The 21,500-nt window shown below is 45.7% G+C and carries 18 protein-coding genes and 1 tRNA gene; 9 read left to right on the forward strand and 10 right to left on the reverse strand.

The genetic code is table 11. The annotated features are described in order from the left end of the window. Positions 1-346 precede the first annotated feature (346 nt). The 3 genes from EP13_RS07625 (at position 347) to EP13_RS07635 (ending at position 2,877) form a co-directional block, all read left to right on the forward strand. Positions 347-1,429, forward strand: a complete 1,083-nt coding sequence (locus EP13_RS07625; RefSeq protein ID WP_044056776.1) for a patatin-like phospholipase domain-containing protein — start codon at positions 347-349, stop codon at positions 1,427-1,429. A gap of 134 nt (positions 1,430-1,563) precedes the next feature. Continuing rightward, positions 1,564-1,640 (forward strand) — tRNA-Val (locus EP13_RS07630). Between the two features lie 178 nt (positions 1,641-1,818). Beyond that, positions 1,819-2,877 carry a cell division protein FtsZ gene (locus EP13_RS07635; protein ID WP_044056777.1) on the forward strand — a complete coding sequence of 353 codons (1,059 nt, stop codon included), beginning with the start codon at positions 1,819-1,821 and terminating at the stop codon, positions 2,875-2,877. A gap of 46 nt (positions 2,878-2,923) precedes the next feature. On the opposite strand, the gene EP13_RS07640 is transcribed toward EP13_RS07635, so the two are convergent. Further along, positions 2,924-3,949 (reverse strand): helix-turn-helix transcriptional regulator, encoded by a 1,026-nt coding sequence (locus tag EP13_RS07640; RefSeq protein ID WP_044056778.1) that lies wholly within the window; start codon positions 3,947-3,949, stop codon positions 2,924-2,926. 377 nt (positions 3,950-4,326) lie between these two features. Between EP13_RS07640 and EP13_RS07645 the strand changes: the two genes are divergently transcribed. Next, the gene (locus tag EP13_RS07645) at positions 4,327-5,607 is read left to right on the forward strand and encodes a diguanylate cyclase (RefSeq protein ID WP_044056779.1); all 1,281 of its coding nucleotides are present in this window, start codon (positions 4,327-4,329) and stop codon (positions 5,605-5,607) included. Here the strand turns inward: EP13_RS07645 and EP13_RS07650 are convergent. Genes EP13_RS07650 through xdhA form a run of 7 tightly spaced genes read right to left on the reverse strand, consistent with a single transcriptional unit; the run spans position 5,604 to position 13,664 of the window. Beyond that, entirely contained in the window at positions 5,604-6,821 is a 1,218-nt protein-coding gene (locus tag EP13_RS07650; protein WP_044056780.1) for a urate hydroxylase PuuD, read from the reverse strand. The two genes, EP13_RS07645 and EP13_RS07650, sit on opposite strands and share 4 nt — an antisense overlap. Further along, positions 6,808-8,115, reverse strand: a complete 1,308-nt coding sequence (gene guaD / locus EP13_RS07655) for a guanine deaminase (protein WP_044056781.1) — start codon at positions 8,113-8,115, stop codon at positions 6,808-6,810. Before guaD ends, EP13_RS07650 begins: the two co-directional genes overlap by 14 nt. 5 nt (positions 8,116-8,120) lie before the next feature. Beyond that, positions 8,121-8,441, reverse strand: a complete 321-nt coding sequence (gene uraH, locus EP13_RS07660) for a hydroxyisourate hydrolase (RefSeq protein ID WP_044056782.1) — start codon at positions 8,439-8,441, stop codon at positions 8,121-8,123. Continuing rightward, complete coding sequence (uraD, locus tag EP13_RS07665; protein WP_044056783.1) at positions 8,438-8,959, reverse strand: 2-oxo-4-hydroxy-4-carboxy-5-ureidoimidazoline decarboxylase; 522 nt, start codon at positions 8,957-8,959, stop codon at positions 8,438-8,440. Before uraD ends, uraH begins: the two co-directional genes overlap by 4 nt. 20 nt (positions 8,960-8,979) lie before the next feature. Continuing rightward, positions 8,980-9,879, reverse strand: a complete 900-nt coding sequence (xdhC, locus tag EP13_RS07670) for a xanthine dehydrogenase accessory protein XdhC (RefSeq protein ID WP_044058824.1) — start codon at positions 9,877-9,879, stop codon at positions 8,980-8,982. A gap of 16 nt (positions 9,880-9,895) precedes the next feature. Continuing rightward, positions 9,896-12,226: a xanthine dehydrogenase molybdopterin binding subunit gene (xdhB, locus tag EP13_RS07675; RefSeq protein WP_044056784.1), complete on the reverse strand. Its 2,331-nt coding sequence runs from the start codon at positions 12,224-12,226 to the stop codon at positions 9,896-9,898. Further along, positions 12,219-13,664, reverse strand: a complete 1,446-nt coding sequence (gene xdhA / locus EP13_RS07680) for a xanthine dehydrogenase small subunit (RefSeq protein WP_044056785.1) — start codon at positions 13,662-13,664, stop codon at positions 12,219-12,221. Before xdhA ends, xdhB begins: the two co-directional genes overlap by 8 nt. A gap of 366 nt (positions 13,665-14,030) precedes the next feature. Here xdhA and EP13_RS07685 point away from each other — a divergent pair, with 366 nt between their 5' ends. From EP13_RS07685 to EP13_RS07695, 3 genes are read left to right on the forward strand one after another with little or no spacing between them, the layout of a single operon-like run. Next, complete coding sequence (locus tag EP13_RS07685; protein WP_044056786.1) at positions 14,031-14,678, forward strand: TetR family transcriptional regulator C-terminal domain-containing protein; 648 nt, start codon at positions 14,031-14,033, stop codon at positions 14,676-14,678. Next, entirely contained in the window at positions 14,679-15,614 is a 936-nt protein-coding gene (puuE, locus tag EP13_RS07690; RefSeq protein WP_044056787.1) for an allantoinase PuuE, read from the forward strand. Between the two features lie 14 nt (positions 15,615-15,628). Further along, the gene (locus tag EP13_RS07695; RefSeq protein WP_044056788.1) at positions 15,629-15,886 is read left to right on the forward strand and encodes a lipoprotein; all 258 of its coding nucleotides are present in this window, start codon (positions 15,629-15,631) and stop codon (positions 15,884-15,886) included. A gap of 128 nt (positions 15,887-16,014) precedes the next feature. Here the strand turns inward: EP13_RS07695 and EP13_RS07700 are convergent, their stop codons facing one another. Beyond that, complete coding sequence (locus EP13_RS07700; protein ID WP_044056789.1) at positions 16,015-17,346, reverse strand: NCS2 family permease; 1,332 nt, start codon at positions 17,344-17,346, stop codon at positions 16,015-16,017. A gap of 378 nt (positions 17,347-17,724) precedes the next feature. On the opposite strand from EP13_RS07700, the gene EP13_RS07705 reads away from it, so the two are divergent. Further along, entirely contained in the window at positions 17,725-18,753 is a 1,029-nt protein-coding gene (locus tag EP13_RS07705; protein WP_044056790.1) for an adenosine deaminase, read from the forward strand. A gap of 15 nt (positions 18,754-18,768) precedes the next feature. On the opposite strand, the gene EP13_RS07710 is transcribed toward EP13_RS07705, so the two are convergent. Continuing rightward, entirely contained in the window at positions 18,769-19,137 is a 369-nt protein-coding gene (locus EP13_RS07710) for an Hpt domain-containing protein (RefSeq protein WP_197035950.1), read from the reverse strand. Positions 19,138-19,335: 198 nt separating this feature from the next. On the opposite strand from EP13_RS07710, the gene EP13_RS07715 reads away from it, so the two are divergent. After that, positions 19,336-21,447, forward strand: coding sequence for an EAL domain-containing protein (locus EP13_RS07715; RefSeq protein WP_044056791.1), 2,112 nt, complete (start codon positions 19,336-19,338; stop codon positions 21,445-21,447). Positions 21,448-21,500: the final 53 nt, after the last annotated feature.

A 21,500-nucleotide genomic window follows, 5' to 3' on the forward strand; every position in this document is an offset into this window, starting at 1 on the left:
AACGTAGCTTGATGTAAAGAAGGGAGGCGGTAAGTCTGGTTATGATGTGGTTAATAGGCAAAAGAGTAGAGAAGGTGAAAAGGTAAATCAATTGTTAACGTGCATATGATAGGTATTGCTTTAGATTACGGTGTTCTAGAAACTTTACGTTGCAGTTGGACAGGGTTTACACCGTGTTGAGCTAGGTTGCTTCAAGCCGGAGGAATAAGCGCAGCAGAAAGCATAGAAAGAAATGGCTTGGTTAAACCATAAGCACGATGATTTCTGTTAAATTGGTGTGAAGTTATTACTTTTCTATAAATTACTGGTAAATTGTGCACCACGGTGAACAAATTAGGGTAATTCGTTGGTTCCTTTAGATATTTACGCAGGTGAAGCGGCGCGCGCTAGAATCCAAAAAGAGGGGTTTTCGCCACAACTGTTTCAGTATTTTCTTGGTGCCTCTGGTGGGCCAAAATGGTTTTCATTGGCTGGGTTAGACCGAGTACTATTTCCAGAATGGTTTGCTGGCATTCACCACCAAGTACAAGTCATAGGCTCTTCTGCTGGCGCATTTAGAGCCATGTGTGCCGTACAGCAGGATCCCCTTGCGGCTATTAATCGCTTAGCCAGTGCCTATTCCACCACCACCTACTCAAGCAACAAGCCTACTCCACGAGAAATCACCGCCAAAGCCTTAGATCTTCTCACTTATATGATTGACGATGAAGGCAAGAAAAGTGCGCTGGAAAATGACAGATTCAAAGCGCATTTAATTGTAGCAAAATGCCTAGGTGCCACTCGCTTTGAAGGTAAATTTCAACAATTACGCGGCCTTGCTATGAGCGCGGCAACAAACACCATAGGCCGTAAGCATTTGGCAAAGTTGTATACCCGCTATGTATTTTCATCGCCAGGTAGTAACCTAAGCATAAGCGATCCCTATCATCTACCCACGCAGTATCATCTGTTAACCGAGGGTAATATACATGCGGCTTTATTGGCCTCAGGTTCAATACCAGTGGTCATTGAAGGTGTGACAGACATAGAAGGCGCCCCCCCTGGCATGTATAGAGACGGGGGCATTATCGACTACCATTTCGATATATCCCTTGGCCCTGAAGATGGATTAGTGCTGTATCCCCATTTTTACAACAAGCCAATACCGGGATGGTTCGATAAGGGCTTAAAACGTCGCGTTCCTCATAAGAGCAGTTACGACAACGTAGTAATGATGGTGCCCTCACAAGCATTTATCGCCAGCCTACCTTTTGGCAAAATTCCCGATAGAAAAGATTTTGAAGTACTAGACGCCCCAGCCCGAATCGCATATTGGCAAACCGTGCTGAGTGAAACAGACAGATTAGGCGAGTATTTTATGAAAATAGCGGGAGATGGCAGTATTGTGGATAAAATACAGCCATTCACGTTTGCCCAGCGTGGGGGCTAATTCGTCTATTTGGTTGCTTATTAGGCACTTGAATGCCACGGCGTGAATTTTTTCTTGCAGCCAGCGCGCTGCATCAGTATTATACGCGCCGTTGCTACAACTCTACACCCTCATGGTTGTTAGCATTTCAATTTGCGTCTATAGCTCAGTTGGTTAGAGCGCTACCTTGACATGGTAGAGGTCCCCTGTTCGAATCAGGGTAGACGCACCACTTCTTCTATACTCAGTTTTCATCATATCTCGGCGGCGCAATTACCTATTGTTCGTGGCGAGCTTTATTGCGTTTGTTCAGTTAGCGTCGTTAATTTTCTTCTAATACACCGCGTGCGTCACATTTTGTCGTATCCATGCTTCATGCTTATTAAAGGTGAGCCATTACGAGTAAAAGCATGGAAAACGTTCAAACCAGTCAAATCAATATTCACGTCATCGGTGTAGGTGGCTGCGGTGGCAACGCGGTAACAAATATGGCCAGTCTGTGCTCTCACGAACGTATCAGATTCAGTTCAATTAATACAGATATCGCCGCTTTACATCGATGTCATAATCATGAAGTGGTGTTGATTGGTGAGGGCACCACTAAGGGGTTTGGCGCGGGCGCTGATCCTGAGGTGGCAAGGCGCGCTGCGAGTCAAAGTGAGGCCGCGCTACAAGTGCTTATTGAGGGAGCAGACCTTATTATCATTGTCGCAGGGTTAGGCGGAGGAACGGGAAGTGGTGCTTCTCCAGTTCTTATTGACTTAGCCAAAGAGAATGAAATTGATGTCATGTGTTTTGTCACTCTCCCCTTTAAAACTGAAGGAGGGCTGAGAGTGGATATTGCTGAGCACGCGCTAGCGGAAATACGTAGCAAAGCAAACGCAACGCTTGTGATGTCTAACGATTCATTGATATCGGCCTTGGATGAAACTGTAGGCCTGCTTTCTGCTTTTCGCCATTGCGATGCCCAAATCCATAGCATAGTGGAAGCCATCATCGTGATGTTAACAAACACTGGGTACATCAACGTCGATATCAATGACTTCAGTCACATTCTCTCCTTAGAGGGTGACACTGCCTTAGGTGTTGGCATAGCAGAGGACGACAGTTCATTGAGTAGTGCACTTAAGCATGCGTTAGAAAACCCGCTGGTTGATAAGCAAAACATAATGGGGGCGCAGGGGGTTATCGCACAGCTAACCTGCAGAGAAGAGCCTAGTTTGGCTATGTATGAAGAAATGCTAGCCACGCTTCAATTACTCGTAGATGGGCCCCAAACTCTCATTATTACTGGCGTGACTTTATCCCCCGAGCTACCGCATTTTGGTGAAGTGTTAATTATCGCAACAGGGGTGCCTGTGGAGAAACAGCAATTTGACCAAGAGAAAAATGTGATACCGATGAAGCACGCATCTGGCTACCTTGAAATTCCAACGTACTTAAGGCTTCGAGGAAAAGAGCTGCTATGACGCTGATTGCGCCCGAGCATTAGGCCGCTTTATCGTTGATAGCCGTTTAACTACTGCTATCAATGTCTCCCAAATAAGTCATATGCAGTGTGCTCGACAGCGCTTTGAAGTATTGCCGTAACTTTTGCGGCGCAATAACTTCAATGTTGTCACCTAAGCCTCTTAAAAATGCGCGCAGTTTATTGGTATCTTCAACTGTAGCGGTTAACCGCGATTTATCAGCCTGGTTTGACGGAGTAATAACCTGATCATCGCTTAGCCTATAGCCGTGAAGTAAAAATAGGGCGTTGTTATTCACGCGTAGCTCTAGCTGTATGTTTTCTTTATTTTTGGCTGTTAATGTCTGAATATTTTCCAACTCGCCAAAGGCTTGTTGGCAGTCTTCATCAGTTACGGTAACGTTTCTAATGAATTGTAGCGGTAAAGCGTAGCGCCTTTTGTGCAGCGCGCCGAAGGTGCATACAAATAGTTGTCGGCCATCTTGCTTAACCAACCCCATGGGGTTAACCCTGTCGTAGTGCTTCCAAACCATGTCAGTGCTACCGCTAAATATACGTTTAATATCAGCAGAAATTTGCTTCTTAAAGAAGATGGCGCTTTTCAACCGTTCAAAGGAGGTGGCATCTATTTCTGGCGGTATAAGTGGTTGAGAAATTTGGGAGTCGGCCACCGATCTTAACCAGTGCGTTAGCAAAGATTCGCTGTCTTGCTCAAGTACCTGAGACGCTTTTGCAAAATAGGGCTGCATTTCTTTTAACGTAGAATTAGGAAGCGTTGCGCCTGACTGCTCTAGCACTTTAAAGGCTAACGCGGTATTGCCATCCATTAAGCTTACATTGAGCTTTTTAAAATTAGCGTTGATAAACCAGCCGTAAGGTTTGGAGCGTTTGTCAACGTCTAAACCAAAAAGCCCAATGTTTTCTAAGCTCACTAGGTCTCGTTGAACCGTGCGCATGTCGATATTATGATGCCCACAGTTTTGAAGGTTCTCGAATATTTGCCGACTCGATACCTTTCTAGGCGCAAACGGCACGAATTGGAGAATGTCTAACTTGCGTTGAAATGCACTCATTGTGGTGAACCGACTTTTACGTGAGTAACTTCACGATATCATAGAGATAGGGTGCGACAAAAAGTGTCGCACCCTTGATGCGCGTTTTTAGTTCATTTCAAATAAACGTGGCGCATTGCGGTGAACTTCATCTAAATTTGCATTGTTTAGGGTTATTGCCTCTCGCAGCTCTAGTCATACGGGGGGCCGCTTCAGCCGTTAATTATCTTCTCCTACACGTCTATTTTGTTCTTTAATTTTTATTAGACAAAAGTAGTAAAAAATAAAGGTGTTTTTATTTTTTTAAGCTACACTTCAACGAAGCAGCATAGCAACAATTTAAGTTAAGCAATTGCACACCAGCGTAATGGAATGCCATGGTGACGGAGTATTAGGGAATGTTTGAAACAACTTTTCACCATTGTGCGGTGGGTTTGGCTCATGTAAGTCCTTCTGGGGAATTCATACGGGTAAATAAAACGCTGAGCGATTTTCTCGGCTATGACATTGAGGCTTTTTCAACCCTGTCTATTCAGGAAATCACTGCGCCTTCTCACCTTGCAACAGATTTAAACCTGCTAAACAAAACCCTTTGTGGTGAAATTGATACCTACAGCCTAGAAAAAAAATACCTGCATAAAGAGGGGCACGAGGTGTGGGGGAAGCTCACGGTCTCGTTAGTGAGAGATAAACAGGGCAAGCCAGATTATTTTATTTCCGTTGTTGAAGATATCGACAACATGAAAAAGGTTGAGTCGGAGCTGTTTCAGGCAGAAGCACTGTTCAGTGAAATTGTATCGGCATTTTCTTCACGTACTTATATATGGGTTGCTTCGGCAGATTTAACTAAACTGCACTATGCCAATGAGGGTTTTCAAAATATATTTGGCCGGGATGTATCCGTGTTAGCGAACGACCCCTTAAAGTTCTTAAACTATGTGCACCCAGAGGATAGAACGCGGGTGGCGCAGGTTTTTGCAAATAAGCCCCTAGCACCTTGGGATGTACAGTACCGTATTTACGATCCTGACGGTAAGGTTAAGTACATTCATGATAGGGGGATCCCGCTTTATGATGAAGAAGATAAGCTTTCTATGATTGCCGGCACAGCTGATGATATAACCCAGCAAAAAGAGCAAGAAGCAGCCTTAGTGGACGCGGTAGCAAAGTTAGAAGCATTATCGAAAACAGATTCACTCACGGGGTTAGCCAATAGGCGTGAGATGTTCCAGCATCTTGATCAATCTATCGTGCAAATGAAGCGCAGTGAGCTTGTGTCTACCTTGGTGTTCATCGACTTAAACAACTTTAAAGTCATTAACGATACCTACGGGCACAAAGCCGGTGACTTAGCATTGACTTCATTCGCGCAATATATGCAGGGGCACTTACGGGAAACCGACAAATTAGCCCGCCTAGGCGGTGATGAGTTTGTTTTGCTTTTGTACGGTACTAATGGGAATGACACGACACAGTTTTTTAACCGCTTATTGGCCGCACCTATCAATGTAGAATGCGAGGTTGGCAATACTATTCCGCTTTCTTTTAGCGTGGGAATAAGTGAGTGGAACCCCGATATTAACGACCCCCAACAATGGATAGATGCGGCAGATGCGTCAATGTACGAACAAAAACGCCAGCATCATTCGAATGCTGGCGTGGATAAAGAGGTAGGCTAATCCTGGGCCGCTTGCCGCTGAGCAAACCAAGTCGCAATCTCTTGTCGTTCTTCTTCGGTCATTTGCGTTTTATTCAAAAACGGCATGTCTCTAGTGACGGTTGTGCGTCGAACAAATTGGGCTGACTGGCGTTCAATATCTTGCCAGTTGTCGAATACAACCCCCAGTGGCGCCACTTTGAAAATGTCGTCGGTAGGCGTGCTCGCATGGCAGCTAACACAGTGTGTGTTGACTAACTCCTCAATTCGGCTGTCGGTAACCACAGCAAGGGCTTGGTCGCCATGTTCGCTCTTTTCTACTGAGACGCTTTGGCTTGAAGGCCAAGAGACAGCCAGTGCAATAAGCAGCATTCCAATAGCACCTGACACCAAAATGGCAGGTTTAGTTTTACCCACATGACGCAGATTGAAAAAGTGTCTAATCCAAGCCGCATTCGCCATGATTGCAATGAGCACTAACCAGTTATACTCGTGTTGGTAAGTCATCGGATAATGATTTGAAATCATGATGAACAACAAAGGTAAGGTGAAATAGTTGTTGTGTACTGAACGTAACTTAGCGCCTGCTCCCCATTGTGGGTCAATGTCACCTTTTTGTGCCACCGCTGCTACCATCTTGCGTTGGTTGGGCATAATGTTGAAAAAGACATTGCCGGCCATAATGGTCCCGATTAGCGCACCTACGTGAATATAAGCACCTCTGCCGCTAAACCATTGTGTCGACAGAAACGTAACCGCACATATCAGCGCGACTAGGCATAAGCCAAACAGTAATGGGTATTTTGCTAGTGGGCTTCTGCACGCCATTTCATACACAAACAAGCCGCCAAATATTAATCCTAAGCCTAAACTAATCGCTTCAGTGGGGCTAAGGTTGTTTACGCTAGGGTCTATTAGGTAGGCGGATGCACCGAAGTAATACACCAAGACTAAAAGTGCAAAACCCGACAGCCAAGTGGTGTAGGCTTCCCACTTAAACCAGTGAAGTGTTTCTGGCATTTTTTCTGGGCCATAGGCATACTTTGCTACCTCATAGAAACCGCCGCCATGAATGGCCCACAAATCACCTTTTATGCCTTTGTCTTGCTTCCATTTTGGCGGAGTACGTAAATTGTTATCTAGCCAAATGAAATAGAATGACGCGCCAATCCATGCCACGCCCGCAATAACGTGAAACCAGCGAATAAATAAACTAAACCAATCAAACCATGGCATGGGTTAACTCCTTTTTATTATAACAACAATGCCCGTTTACCCATGTTTCACTTACCGCGCGATCATCACCTAAAATACTAAGTGCGAAAAACACGTCATCGAAGGGGGCGTCAGGTTTTATTCTTAACGAGGTTAATTCGTCAAAATGGGGGTCTAAAATGACAAAGTCTGCGGCGCTTTGCGGGTTTAAATTTCCAATTTCATTTTCCCACTTATGTGCTACCGCAGCCCCTTGCGTCATTAAATAGAAGCCGTCGTACGGGTTTATAGGGGCATGACGCAACTGACTTACTTTATATGCATCCCCATAGGTTTTAAGCATACTAAAGCTAGTGCCTGCACCCACATCGGTGGCAAGGGCAACATGAACATCCTGTTGCTTAGCCATTTCCCTATCAAACAACCCACTACCCAAAAACAAATTAGACGTAGGGCAAAAAGCAAGGGTTGCGCCAGTGTCGTGCAGACGCTGCCATTCTTCTTCGTGCAAATGGATACCATGACCAAACACAGCGCGGGGGCGCACCATGTTATAAGTGTCGTACACATCCAAATAGCTCTTTGCATTAGGATACAAACTTTTTACCCATGCGATTTCGTCTAGGTTTTCTGACAAATGGGTTTGAATAAATACATCGGGGTACTGGCAGGCTAACTCACCTAAGCTGGCCATCTGTGCTTCTGTACTGGTGGGCGCAAACCTCGGTGTTATGGCATACCTATTTCGTCCCTTATTGTGCCACTTTTCAATCAAGTCAGCGGAATCTCGTTGCGCCGAGTCAGCACAATCTTGCAAATCTTCAGGGCAGTTACGATCCATGCACACTTTACCCGCCACAATGGCCATGTTGATTTCGTTGGCGGCAGTAAATAAAGCATCACAACAGGTTTTGTGAACCGATGAAAAAACAAACCCAGTGGTGGTGCCGTTTTTCAATAATTGACGTAAAAACACCTGGGCAATATCGCTGGCGTGAGCCGTTTCACTAAATAATCGCTCTGTAGGAAACGTGTAGTTTTCAAGCCAGCTTAGTAATTGTTCGCCATAACTGGCGATGCTTTGTGTTTGTGGGTAGTGCAGGTGGCTATCGATAAAACCGGGCACTAGCCATTTGCCAGAATGATCCACAATGCTTGCTTGTGGAAAGCTAGCGTTAACCTCGTTAAATGGGGCTACGGCAACAATGGTGCCGTTATCAATCACAAGGCCGCCATCCAGAATAATGCTAATATCCTGTTCGGGTTGTTTTGTGGCTGTGGGAAAGTGCGCAATGTTGGCACGAATAAGCTGCATGTTATTTAGCTGCCTCTGTAACTGCTAAAGCCGAAGGGTGAAATAAGTAAAGGCACGTGATAGTGCCCGCCTTCATCGCCTAGTTCGAAACAAATATCGATATGAGGGTAGAAGCTTTTGCCGTGGGTAGAAATAAGGTATTCGTGGCAATGAAAACGCAAGGTGTAAATACCTGCTTCAAATGGGGTACCCCAATCCTTAAAGCGGCCATCACTGTCTGTAGTGCCGGTTAGGGTACTGCCGTCTGGACGTGATAGTGTCAGTTTGATCCCCTCAACGGGTTTGCCGCTTGTGGTGTCTAATATGTGGCTAGAGAGTGTATTCATTCACTTTTTTCCTCTTCTGTTAGTGCTTTATTCAGCCTCAACAAGGTAATTTTTAACTGTTCGCCGGCAGCAATGGTTATTTCTTCATCGGTTGAATTGGGTAAACGTGCTAAAAGCGCGTTTAACATGGTGTCAGCAGACAGGCCCGTGGCACAAATGATAAAAATAAAGCCATGCTTTTTAAGGTAGTCTTCATTCGCTTTTTTCAGTGCCAACAGGGTCTCTTCAGACGCTTGCGCGGTGCCTGACTGCTCTCCTGAGGCAATGGCTTTTGTGTTCGCAAACTTCGCACGTAGGGAGTCTACATCGCCAATCATAGGGTGCGCCGTAAAGGCTTCGAGAATATCGTCGTTATTGCAGGCTTTCCAAGCTAGCTTGGCTTGGGTTTCAATACGCGCAAGGCTGTAGTAGGGGCGAGCCTCTACCATCTGAGAAACCCAGTTTTTTGCCGCGCAAGCCTGTTCAAAGTACTGATAGGCCTGGCTGGGCGTCAGCGCATTTAGTTCGTTTAATGTCATGGTGGAGTGTCCTGAATTCGTCATTCTGATGTTATCGAGGTTGAGCATCTCTCATCACGTAGGGTTAGTGCATCAACCTGCTTCTCTACCCCAGGCGCTACAGACGTTGGCGGGCTGTTCAGCATGGTAATGATCTGGGCGGAAATAGATACCGCCACTTCAATTGGCCGTTTTCCTGGAATGGATAAATGACCAATGGGCGTGACTAAACGAGATAACGCCTGCTCATCGAAGCCTCGGTGAGAAAGCTTTGTCGTAAAGCGTTTTGCTTTGGTATCTGAGCCAATTAAGCCCACAAAGGGCAATGCTGGGTACTTAAGTGCACGCTCCACAATACGATAATCTAGTTGATGGTCGTGAGTAAGCACCACAAGCCATGTGTTGTCTTCAAGGCGATTTACCTCGGTTTCGGGCTGCTCTTCAACCACAACCGTCACATTGTCACTCACCTGCTCAGGAAACAACGATGCTCTATTGTCTATCCAGCTAATTCTCACAGGCAGTTGCGCTAAAATGGGCACCAGTGCTTTAGCCACATGTCCAGCCCCAAATATGGCAATATGTTGTGCGTCTAAGTTACACACATCAAATAGCACTTTTACTGCGCCGCCACAGCATTGCCCTAACGCACTACTTAATGGGTAAGAGTGGGTATAGGTGCGAGACGGTTGATTAGCATCGTTGCCCGTGCGTCTGCTTGCACAGTGTTGGTTCGCAAGCATTTCTCTGGCACGTTTAATCGCGTCAAATTCTAGATGGCCACCACCAATGGTATCAATGCTTTCTGTACCGGTTACCACCATTTTACTGCCAGCTTCACGGGGCGTTGAACCAGCCACGCTCACCACGGTAATTAACACATAGCCAATACCGTTTTGCTGACAATGGGCAACGCCCTCGTACCATCTGGATGGTTTCATCATTGTCATGCCTTCCTTATTGCCCTTGCGCTGCAAGCACGGCGTTTAACACGCGCTCTGGCGTCGCAGGCGTATCAAGTTGGGGGTCTAGTTTGTAACCCGACAAACTTGATATGGCATCTTTAAGCGCACACCAAACTGAAATCGCCAGCATAAACGGAGGCTCACCCACCGCCTTTGAGTGATAAATACTGTCTTCGGCGTTTTTACGACCGAACAGCTGCACGTCAAAGTGCTTGGGGGTATCGCCAATTGCAGGAATTTTATACGTGGCCATGTTTTCACTAATAAGTTTACCTGCCTCATTCCAGCGCAAGTCTTCCGTGGTCAACCAACCCATACCCTGAATAAATGCCCCTTCAATCTGCCCTTTATCAATGGCGGGGTTGAGGCTATCACCCACATCATGAAGAATATCAACGCTGTCAACGGTATATTCGCCGGTGAGTGTATCTATTGATACTTCTGACAACGACGCACCGTAGGCAAAGTAAAAGAACGGACGGCCTTCACCGGTATCGCGGTTATAGTGCAGTTTTGGGGTTTTATAAAAGCCGCTGGCTGAAAGCGATACACGCTCAAAGTAGGCGGCTTGAACTAATTCGGCGAACGGTTTGCTGTGCTCGCCCAGAATGACATTGCCATGCTCAAAACGAACCATATTCGCTTGGTCGGCCATGCCGAGAGACGCAGCAAAGCATTCTGCCAAACGGGTGGTTAGCGTGATACAGGCATTTTGAACCGCTTTACCGTTTAAATCGGTCCCACTTGATGCCGCCGTTGGCGAGGTATTTGGCACCTTATCGGTCCGTGTGGCGGTAACTTCAATCATATCTACAGATAAACCAAACTCGTTAGCCGCAATTTGACCAATTTTGGTGTGTAAGCCTTGTCCCATTTCCGTACCACCGTGATTCACTTGAATGCTACCGTCGGTGTAAATGTGAACAAGAGCGCCGGCTTGGTTAAGGTGCTTTGCAGTAAACGAAATACCAAATTTAACGGGGGTTAGCGCTAAGCCTTTTTTAATCACCGGGCTATTACGGTTAAACGCCGTTATCGCTTTTCTGCGCGCCCAATAGTGCCCATCAGTTTCTAGCTTGGTCATTATCTCAGGCAGCAGATTATGCTCTACTTCCATGCCGTATGGCGTGACTGTGCCAGTGCTTTCTCCGTAAAGATTGCGCTTGCGAATGGTGAGCGGGTCTACTTCTAGATGGCGGGCGACTTTATCAATTAGCGCTTCGGCCATGATCATGCCCTGTGGGCCACCAAAGCCTCGATAGGCGGTATGAGACACCATATTGGTTTTCAAACGGTGACCTACAATGTGGCTGGCCCCTAAATAGTAGCCGTTGTCCGCATGGAACATAGCGCGGTCAACAATGGCGTCGGATAGGTCAGGCGAATGACCACAGTTACCGTTAATGTCCATGTGGGTGGCCAGAATACGGCCGGTGTCGTCAAACCCTACCTCAAAACGGTTTTCAAAGGGATGGCGTTTCCCCGTGACATGCATATCCACTTGGCGAGGAAGTCGACATTTCACCGCGCAGTGATTACGCGAGGCCAGTAAGGCCGCAATACATGCCCACTGGGCTGCCTGCGTTTCCTTACCACCAAAGCCTCCGCCCATACGACGCATGTCAACCATCACCCGGTGCAGCTTAACATCTAATACTTCAGCCACGAGTTTTTGTACTTCACTGGGGTGCTGGCTTGACGTGTAAATCTTCATGCGGTCGTCTTCATCAGGAATGGCAAGCGAAACTTGCCCTTCCAAATACATATGCTCTTGACCACCGATAGATAAAGTTCCAGACGCTTTATGCGTAGCGTCAGCCATTTGCTGTTCAACATTGCCTTGGCCAAATTCATGGGTGGGGCGAACAAAAGACTGTTTCGCTAATGCGCTATCTACGGTAAGGGTTGGAGAGGTCTCTTCTAGGGTGATTTTACCTTTTAATGCGGCTTGTCTAGCGAGATTTACCGATGTGGCAAGTACAGCGAAATAGGGCTGGCCATAAAACTTAATTTCATGATGAGCCAGTAGCGGATCACCCGCAAACACAGGGCCTATGTCTTTGTGGCCTGGTACGTCGTCTATGGTGATGACGTCAACCACACCTTCACTGGCTCGAACGTCACTTAAGTCGATGTCTTTGATATTGCCAGCGGCTTGTTGGCTCAAACCTACCGCGGCATAAAGCGTACCCTGAGGTTCAACGATGTCATCAATGTAGTTGGCACCGCCTTGCACTTGTCGTGCCGCGCTTTCATGCTTAACCGAGGTATGTACTGCCGATTGGCGGTGCTGTCTATTGCCTGCTTCAATGAGTTTACGCATGTTGAACCACCCGAGTTTCAATGGTGTTTTGGGCTTGCTTTTCAAGCCAGAATCGATGCCACAAATTACTTAACACTTGATTACGATAGGCTGCACTGGCACGTACATCATCAATAGGGTTAAACGCGTCTTTCAGCATTTGCTTACCTAGGTGCAAGCAGTCGGCACTTTGCCATTGCTTTCCTATTAGCGCCCGCTCAAGTGTCGGACACGTTTCAGGTGTGGCTGCCACGCCACCAAACCCCGTTTGAAGAGACGTCACCACGCCATCTACCAATGTCAGGTTGAACACGGCGCATACGGCAGAAATGTCATCTTCCATGCGCTTAGATATTTTGTACGCAGCAACATTATTGTCCTTGGACAATAGCGGGATTTCAATGGCGCTTATCCATTCCCCTTTTTCCAACTGAGTTTGGCGGTAGCCGGTGAAAAAGCCTTTCAAAGGAATTACTCGAACTTGTTGTCCGTTGTCGAGATGCAATGAGGCTCTTAAAGCGAGTAACGCGGGTGGCATATCGCCAATAGGGGAGGCATTGGCAATATTTCCCCCTAGGGTTGCTTGGTTTCTAATGGGCAGCGAAGCAAAGCGCGTGATTAATTCTGCCAATTGCGGGAAAGCGGAAAGTAGCGGTGACGCAATATCATTAAGGGGAGCGCCTGCACCAATAATAAGTGCTTGCTCTGTTTTGGTGCATTTTTTCAAGCTATCCATGGCTGAAAGGTTGATTACCTTCTCGACATTTTTTAGCTGCTGAGTGATGCTCAAACCAAAATCTGTACTACCGGCCACTAACGGGGCGGCGGGGTAACCTTGTATCGCGTTAGCCAGCTCTTCTCTGCTAGTTGGCATAATAACGCCAGATGAGCCTATAGCCGTCCCTGCATTGTCTTGAATGTCTTTCAGTTTAGCGAGTGTGTTTGATGCCGTCTTTGCAAAGTGATCGGCCGCTTCACCCTGACATGAAGCTAGCGCCGCTTCAATAATGGGGCGGTAGCCAGTACATCGACATAAGTTGCCTGACAAGGCGTGTAAAACATCGTCGCGGGTGGGGGCCGTTGCGTTATGATAAAGGGCAAACATGGACATAACAAAGCCAGGTGTACAGAAGCCGCACTGCGACCCATGGTAATCTAGCAGTGCTTGTTGAACGGGGTGCAGCGTGCCTTCATCAGCTAAATGTTCAACAGCAATCAACTGTTTACCATGCACCGCAGACATTAAAGTGATACAGCTATTTACCGTTCTATAGTGTAAAGCAGAACCGTCATTATTAACTTCGCCAAGCACAATGGTACATGCGCCGCAGTCTCCGGCCGCACAGCCTTCCTTTGTGCCCGTTAGCTTACGATGTTCTCGTAAAAATTGAAGTAAGGTTAAATCGGCTCGGGCATCGTCAAGCTCAATTAAGTCCTTATTAATAAGAAAGCGAATCATACCCGCACCTTAAAACTAGAGTTCATTGTTGTACCTACTAATATAGCTGGATTTTTAAAATAAAAGTAGACCATATGGTCAAATAATTGCTTATAAAAAAAGGCTCACTTGACGTAGCCCATAAATGAGGCTGCAAATCGTGCAGTGTTTTAGCCTGGTATGTTTTAAATTAGGCAAGAATCGTGCAAGGATTAACGTATCTAATTCGGTAATAGAAAAGTAAGTAAAATCAATTTTTTACTATTAAGATGTTAAAACGTTAAAAAGAGATTGCATAATTAGTCTTTTAAGCTTGCACCAAAAGCATGCTAACGTGTTGACGTTAAGTACAAACCACTTATGGTTTTGGAAGGAAAGTAGATAGGAATGACAAGAACAAACGGAGCCGACGGTGGCGTTGGCGCAATGAATCGACGAAAAATTCTACAAGCCGCTGAGAAATGCTTTGCTCAGTTTGGTTTCAAAGGCACAGCAGTACAGAAAATTGCAGATGAAGCCGGTTTACCTAAAACCAATGTGCTTTATTACTTTAAATCTAAGCAAGAGCTGTATGTTGCGGTTTTAGAAGAAACCTTATTACTATGGAACTCTCGTTTTGATAGGGCAACGGTAGAAGACGACCCTGCAGACGTACTCGCTGACTACATCGCAGAGAAAATTGAAGTCTCTCGCACTCACCCGCTATCCTCCAAAATCTTCGCCATGGAAATTATAAACGGTGCACCGAATTTAACGGGCTACTTCGATGAAGAGCATGCCAAATGGATGAAAGGCAGGCTTAAGCTTATTAATAATTGGATTGCAGCAGGTAAACTCGCGCCAGTAGACGGCGAATATTTGTTATACACCATTTGGGCGAGCACACAGCACTATGCCGATTTTGCCGCTCAGATAACTCGCCTTAGAGGCAAAAAAATGGTGAAAAAAGACTTTGAAGACGCCAAAGCACAACTTGTGAAACTGATTTTAGGCGGCTGTAAATTGCCAATTCCAGAGAAGTATAGAGGGGAATAAATGACGGCACATTCATCACACTATCCAAGAGATCTTGTCGGGTACGGGCAAAACGTACCGCAAGCTCAATGGCCTAACAAAGCAAAAGTCGCGATTAACTTTGTTTTGAATTATGAAGAAGGCGGCGAAAACTGTGTATTGCACGGCGACGACACCTCTGAAATCTTTTTGTCTGAAATCATAGGTGCGCAAGCCTATAAAGATCGCCATCTTAGTATGGAGTCAATCTACGAATATGGTAGCCGCGCTGGATTTTGGCGCTTGCACCGATTACTCACCAATTATGATATTCCTGTTACTGTGTTTGGCGTCACCATGGCAATGCAGCGCCACCCTGAAGCGGTGCAAGCCATGCTTGATGCTGAGTGGGAAATTGCTAGTCATGCCATGCGTTGGGTACATTACCAAGATATGGATGAAGCCGAAGAGCGAAAGCAAATTGACGACGCTATTTTACTTCACGAACAATTGACCGGTAGCAAGCCCGCAGGGTGGTATACCGGGCGTACCAGCCCTAATACGCTTAAGTTAATCGCTGAGCGTGACGACATTATGTACTGCGCCGACTCATACGCTGACGATTTACCGTATTACGATTGTCACTACAGCAAGCCCTTGCTCATGGTGCCTTATACCCTAGATACCAATGACATGCGATTTGCAACACCGCAAGGGTTTAACAGCGCAGAGCAGTTTTTTCAGTATCTCAAAGACGCTTTCGATGTTCTTTATGAAGAGGGGAATGAAGCCCCCAAAATGTTGTCCATTGGTCTACACTGTAGAATTATAGGCCGCCCAGCACGCATGGCGGCGTTGAAACGGTTTATTGAGTACGTAAAGTCTCATGACAAAGTGTGGTTAGCAACCCGCGAACAAATTGCCCAACACTGGTTAGCGACTCATCCGTTTGAAGCAAGCGAAAGGTTAGAAGAATAACTAGGAGAATAACAATGAAAGTAAAACTGTTAATTGCCTTATGTGGCGCACTCGCGTTAAGCGGTTGCTCTAAATTAAACAAAGAAAATTACGACAAGCTTGAAATGGGCATGTCTCAAAAAGAAGTAGAAGCGATTTTAGGCAGTGCTGATAACTGCGGCAAAACACTGGGTACAGTGGCTTGCACATGGGGCAATGAAGAAGCCAAACATGTGAAAATTGTGTTTATGGGAAATAAGGCCGTTACCTTTAATTACGAAGGGCTGGAATAGGCTGCTAAGCGCCGCCCATTTTAGCAAAACAGCGTCTTGACAAAAAAGCCGAAGCTGAGTCTTGAAGCGCACGTACAAGCAGTGCACTTCAAACCGCTTCGGTTTTTTTAAATCAGTTTCATTCAACCCTATTTTAGGTCGAACAGGTAACGCAATATAAAGATGATCGCGAGCGCATAGGTAAGGGGCGTGACCTCTTTAAATTTACCGGTACCGACTTTCACACCCACATAAGTAATAAAGCCCAACGCAATCCCTTCACTGATGCTGAACGTTAGTGGCATCGCTAACAAGGCCACCGTTGCCGTTGCCAGAGCACCCAAATCTTCAAAGTCTAATTGGCGAATAGATTCCATCATTAATATACCGACCATAAGCAGGGCAGGCGTAGTGGCCATTAAAGGAATCACTTTCATCAATGGTGTTAAAAAGAGCGCCAATAAGAAACAGATGGCAACAACCACAGCGGTAAGCCCAGTTCGACCGCCCGCTGACACCCCAGTGGCAGATTCTACATAACTGGTGACCGGCGATGTGCCCACCATGGCACCTAATACACTGGCGGATGCATCTGCGGTCATGGCAGGGCCAATTTTTGGTAGCTTACCCGATTTAGTCAGCAAATTTGCGCGACGGGAAACGCCTATTAAGGTGCCAATAGTGTCGAACATATTAACGAACATTAGCGCAAAGATAAGATCCCAAGTTTCACCGATATGGTCAATGGGGTACCAAAAGTCCATCGCAAAAAAGGTATCAGAGATTGGCTCAGGCCACCCAATAATCGCTTCGGGTGTGGCGGTTAAGGTTCCATTCTCGGTGGGGATGAAAGCACCAATAACGGTGAGTAGAATAATGGAAAGTAAAATGCCCCCGGTGACCTTTTTAACCATCATCACCACCGTAAAGATAATACCTACCAAGGCTAACATAACCGCAGGGTCAGAAAGGTCACCTAACTGCACGAAGGTGGCAGGGTTATCCACGATTAGCCCCGCATTTTTCAACCCAATAAACGCAATGAACAAGCCTATACCGCATTGCACCCCAATTTTAAGGGTGGGAGGAATCGCTTCGGCCACTTTCGTTCTCACCCCTGTAAGTGATAGCAGAAGAAAAAGTATCCCATTCCAGAACACGATGCCCAATGCCGCTTCCCAGGGAATTTCTCTCGACATACAAATCGTGAACGCGAAGAATGCGTTTAAGCCCATGCCAGGCGCCAACGCGATGGGGTAGTTTGTCATAGCGGCCATCAGTAATGTACCTATACAGGCAGCCAAAGCTGTGACGGTAATTAAACCTTCTACGGGCATGCCACTTAACCCCAAAATCCCTGGGTTCACCACCAATATGTAAGACATGGCAGCAAAGGTTGTTAAGCCGCCAATAATTTCTGTTTTAATGGTTGTGCCATGTTCCTGAAGCTTAAAAAGGCGTTCAAATACGTTGTTGGACATGCAGTTTTCTCTATACGTTGAATCGATTTTTATTATAGCGACACTAAAAATAGTACAAAGCGTCTATTTTACCGTGCCATTTTGAGCGTAATTGCTGCAAATGTTAACAGCAGCGCTTGTTGATATTGTTTGCGTTGCAATAATTTGACCAATTAGTCAGTTTATTGGTGCGATTTGTGCTACGGTAATCATAGCCAGATGACGCTTCGTTAGCAGGACGCCAGCGAAAGAGTGCATAAGCCTTGCAAGTACTTTTACAAGCTTTATGTATAGAGCGTGATATTGCGCTAAAATCCACAATAACAATCAAGAGATTGCACGATTTTGAGCTTTGCATGCTCTTTTATGGTGCAATGTATTCTCGGTACGGAGAGGGCCATGTCGTTTTCATCATTAATACAAAAACTCCCAAAAGCTGAACTGCATCTTCATATAGAAGGCAGTTTAACGCCTGAGCTAATGTGGCACCTGGCAAAAAAGCATAATATCACACTGCCTTATAAAAGCGTGGAGGAAATTGCTGCGGCCTATCAGTTTTCAGACCTGCAAAGCTTTTTAGATATTTATTATGCAGGCGCCGGTGTTCTCATTGATGAAGATGATTTTTTTGCGCTTATGTGGGCGTACCTATCTCGTTGCGCAGAAGAGCATATTACCCATACCGAAGTTATGTTCGACCCGCAAACACACACGCAAAGAGGCATAGGCTTCGACGTTTTTATGCCTGGCTTTTTACGTGCAATGAGAAAGGCGAAAAGCGAACTGGGTATTAGTTGCTATCTCATCATGTCGTTCTTACGGCATTTGCCGGAAAAAGAGGCGTTTGACACCCTCGAGCAAGCTGAGCCGTATTATAGTGAGATTACTGCAGTAGGGTTAGACAGCTCTGAACTGGGCCATCCGCCGTCTAAGTTTCAGCGGGTGTTTGAGCGGGCGCGAGCATTAGGTTTTAAAATTGTTGCTCACGCAGGTGAAGAAGGGCCCGCATCCTATATTTGGGAAGCCATTAACTTACTTCAAGTAGACAGAATTGATCATGGGGTGCGCTGCCAAGAAGATGATGCCTTAATGCGTTATCTTAATGAGAAGCAAATTCCACTGACGGTATGCCCGCTAAGCAATTTAAAGCTTTGTGTTATTGACGATATGGAAGGCCATAATATTCTGGAATTGCTAGAGCAAGGGTTGTTGGTTACCGTCAATTCAGACGACCCTACGTATTTTGGTGGCTTTATGAATGAAAATTTTGAAGCGTTGGCCCGTGCGTTACCCATTACTCAACATCAAATTAAAGCATTGGCTGAAAACAGCTTCAAAGCCAGCTTCTTATCGAAGGAAGAAAAACAGCTGCATTTGAATGCAATAAATCAGGCTTTTGAAGCCTATATCCACGCCGCCGCTGAGTAGCGGCTTAGTCTATTCTTATTCTTCACCCATGGCGGCCAGGGTAGCGGATACGGTAGCAGTAAAAAGGGGCATAACCGCGTTTATATCATCAAGGTTTTGTGCTTTTGCCAGTTTCTCTAGTTCAGCTGCCATTTTATGTACTGCTACTGCGCCAACATCACCGGCATTACCCTTTATAGAGTGGCTAACAAAACGCGTAGCCTCATGATCTCCTTTTTCTAGCGCTGAGTTTAATTCGGCTAATTTGTCTTCCATTTGTGCAATAAACATCCCAGAGATGGTGTTTAATAACGACGCGTTATTACCTAGTCGTCTCAATGCTTCTTGCTTGTCCCAAATCGGCTGGTGATTACTCAGGTTTCGAAATTCATTTTCTGTACGCATGGCTCTTTCCATTTTTGGTTCTATCCCGTATTCAAAACGTTAAATAGCATAAGGTCAATAAAAGTTTATGATGTTAGTCGTTTGGTTAGGTGTTAGTTGTTGTTTACTAAAAGCTTTGTTAACTTATACTAAAGTACAATAGATGATCTGATTCATTAGCCGATACTTAATGCGTCAAAAAAGGAAATGAGAAGTATTATGGACGACGTTAAGCAAAAGGTTTTTATTGTAGACGATGAACCGGCGAACGTTTTAATCATTGAAGCCGCTGTAGAAACACTGGGTACTGTTATCAGTACATCAGAGAGTCATCGTGCAATAAAGCTTATAGAACAACATCGACCCGATGTGATTCTTCTCGATATCAACATGCCTCAACTGACCGGGTTTGATATTTGTACTATTTTAAAATCCGATCCTTCCCTAAAAGATACTCCAGTTATATTTATCACCTCTTTCAACGACACGGAAAATGAACGAAAAGCGCTACAGTTAGGTGCCATCGACTTTATCAGCAAGCCAGTTGATGTAGAGCTATGTAGAACGCGGGTTAAAAACCAGTTGCTTATTCAAAAACAAAAGCGTGAAGTTGCCCGGGTAAATAAAAAGGTTTCAGAAGAAAAAGAGCGCCTAGACATTACCTTAAAATCTATTGCAGATGGGGTAGTGGCGATAGATGTAAAAGGTAAGGTGAACTATATTAACCCGGTAGCCCAGCGCTTAACCGGTTTCTCGGAGGCTGAAGCCACTGGTGTTCATATTGATAAAGTCATGCTATTAGCCGATGCCACCACCAGCGAGCCTCTCGCTAATCCCGCTTTGTTCGCATTAAAGTTAAAGCACCCCGTGGGCATGGCCTATAACGCTAAATTAATAAGCCAACATGGCAAAGAGTTTCGGGTAGAAGATACCGCATCGCCTATTTATGACGATGGCGGTGAGCTGAAAGGGGCGGTTATCGTCTTTCAGGATGTATCGGAAGCGGTAGCAATGGCCGTGCAAATGACTCACCTTACCAATCATGACCAACTCACCGGCTTGCCAAATCGGTTGCTCCTGCACGACCGTCTCGTGCAATCGATTAACCGAAGTCGTGTGGTAAACAAGAGCGTCGCTTTACTGCTTATCGATATAGATAATTTTAAGTACCTCAATGACGGGCTAGGTCATGAAATTGGAGATGCTATTATTACGTCGGTGGCAAGCAGACTTCAGCAGGCTTGTGGCACCTCAATCACGCTAGCGCGGGTTGGCGGGGATGAATTTGCCTGTTTGCTTGTTGATATTGACAGCAGTTTTTCGGCTGAAAGCACTGCGATGGCCTGCCTACAACACGTCAGGGAGCCTATTCACGTTGCAGGGCATCAACACCAGGTTACCCTGAGTATCGGTATCAGCTTGTATCCTCAAGATGCAAGTAGCGCAGAAGAAATGATGCGTCATGCAGATTCGGCCATGTACCGTTCAAAATCTACGGGGAAAGACAAATTCAGCTTCTTTTCTAAAGATTTGCACTTTGCCATGCAGTCACGAATAAAAACGGAAGCCAAGCTACGCAAGGCAATTAAGGAAAACGCACTCACCTTGTTTTATCAGCCTAAATACGATTTAAACACAATGCAGATTATTGGCGCTGAGTGTCTTGTACGTCTAATAGACGCTGATGGTAGTGTTATTCCCCCTGACGAATTTATTCCCTTAGCCGAAGAAACGGGCCTTATACATGAATTAGGGGCGCAAGTGATGCGAAAAGCGTGCGACTTTATTCGCTCGAGCGAACGAGAAGGTAGGCCGATAAAGCTCGCTGTGAATGTTTCCGCGCAACAAATTGCCAACCAAGCTTTCGCTGACGAAGTGGAAGACATTATTCGCGTGTCTGAAATAGACCCGTCGCTATTAGAATTAGAAGTGACAGAGTCAGCGTTAATGGCTGATTTTGAAGAAATTAAAGACATGCTTACCGCCCTAAAGCGTTTGGGGCTATCGTTAGCGCTAGATGACTTTGGTACAGGTTACTCCAGCCTATCGTATTTACGCCGGTTTCCGTTGCAAGTGCTTAAAATAGACAAATCTTTTGTACAAGACATGGATACTGATAGCCAAGCATTTGATATTGTTAATGCGATAGTACGTCTAGCATTAAGTTTAAATTTAGCGTTAGTCGCAGAGGGTATAGAAACTGAGCAGCACCTTACTGCCTTAAAGGAATTAGGGTGCTTTACCGGGCAGGGTTATTTAATGTGCAGGCCACTGGCTGAAAACGCTTTCTTGCGAAAATACCTATCAGAGCAATCTTCCACAACCGTATAGGTAAAGTGTCTTTACGGTTTTTAAAAGTCTTAATGCATGCTAATGCTTGTAAA

The sequence above is a fragment of the Alteromonas australica genome (assembly GCF_000730385.1).
Taxonomy (GTDB): Bacteria; Pseudomonadota; Gammaproteobacteria; order Enterobacterales; family Alteromonadaceae; genus Alteromonas; species Alteromonas australica.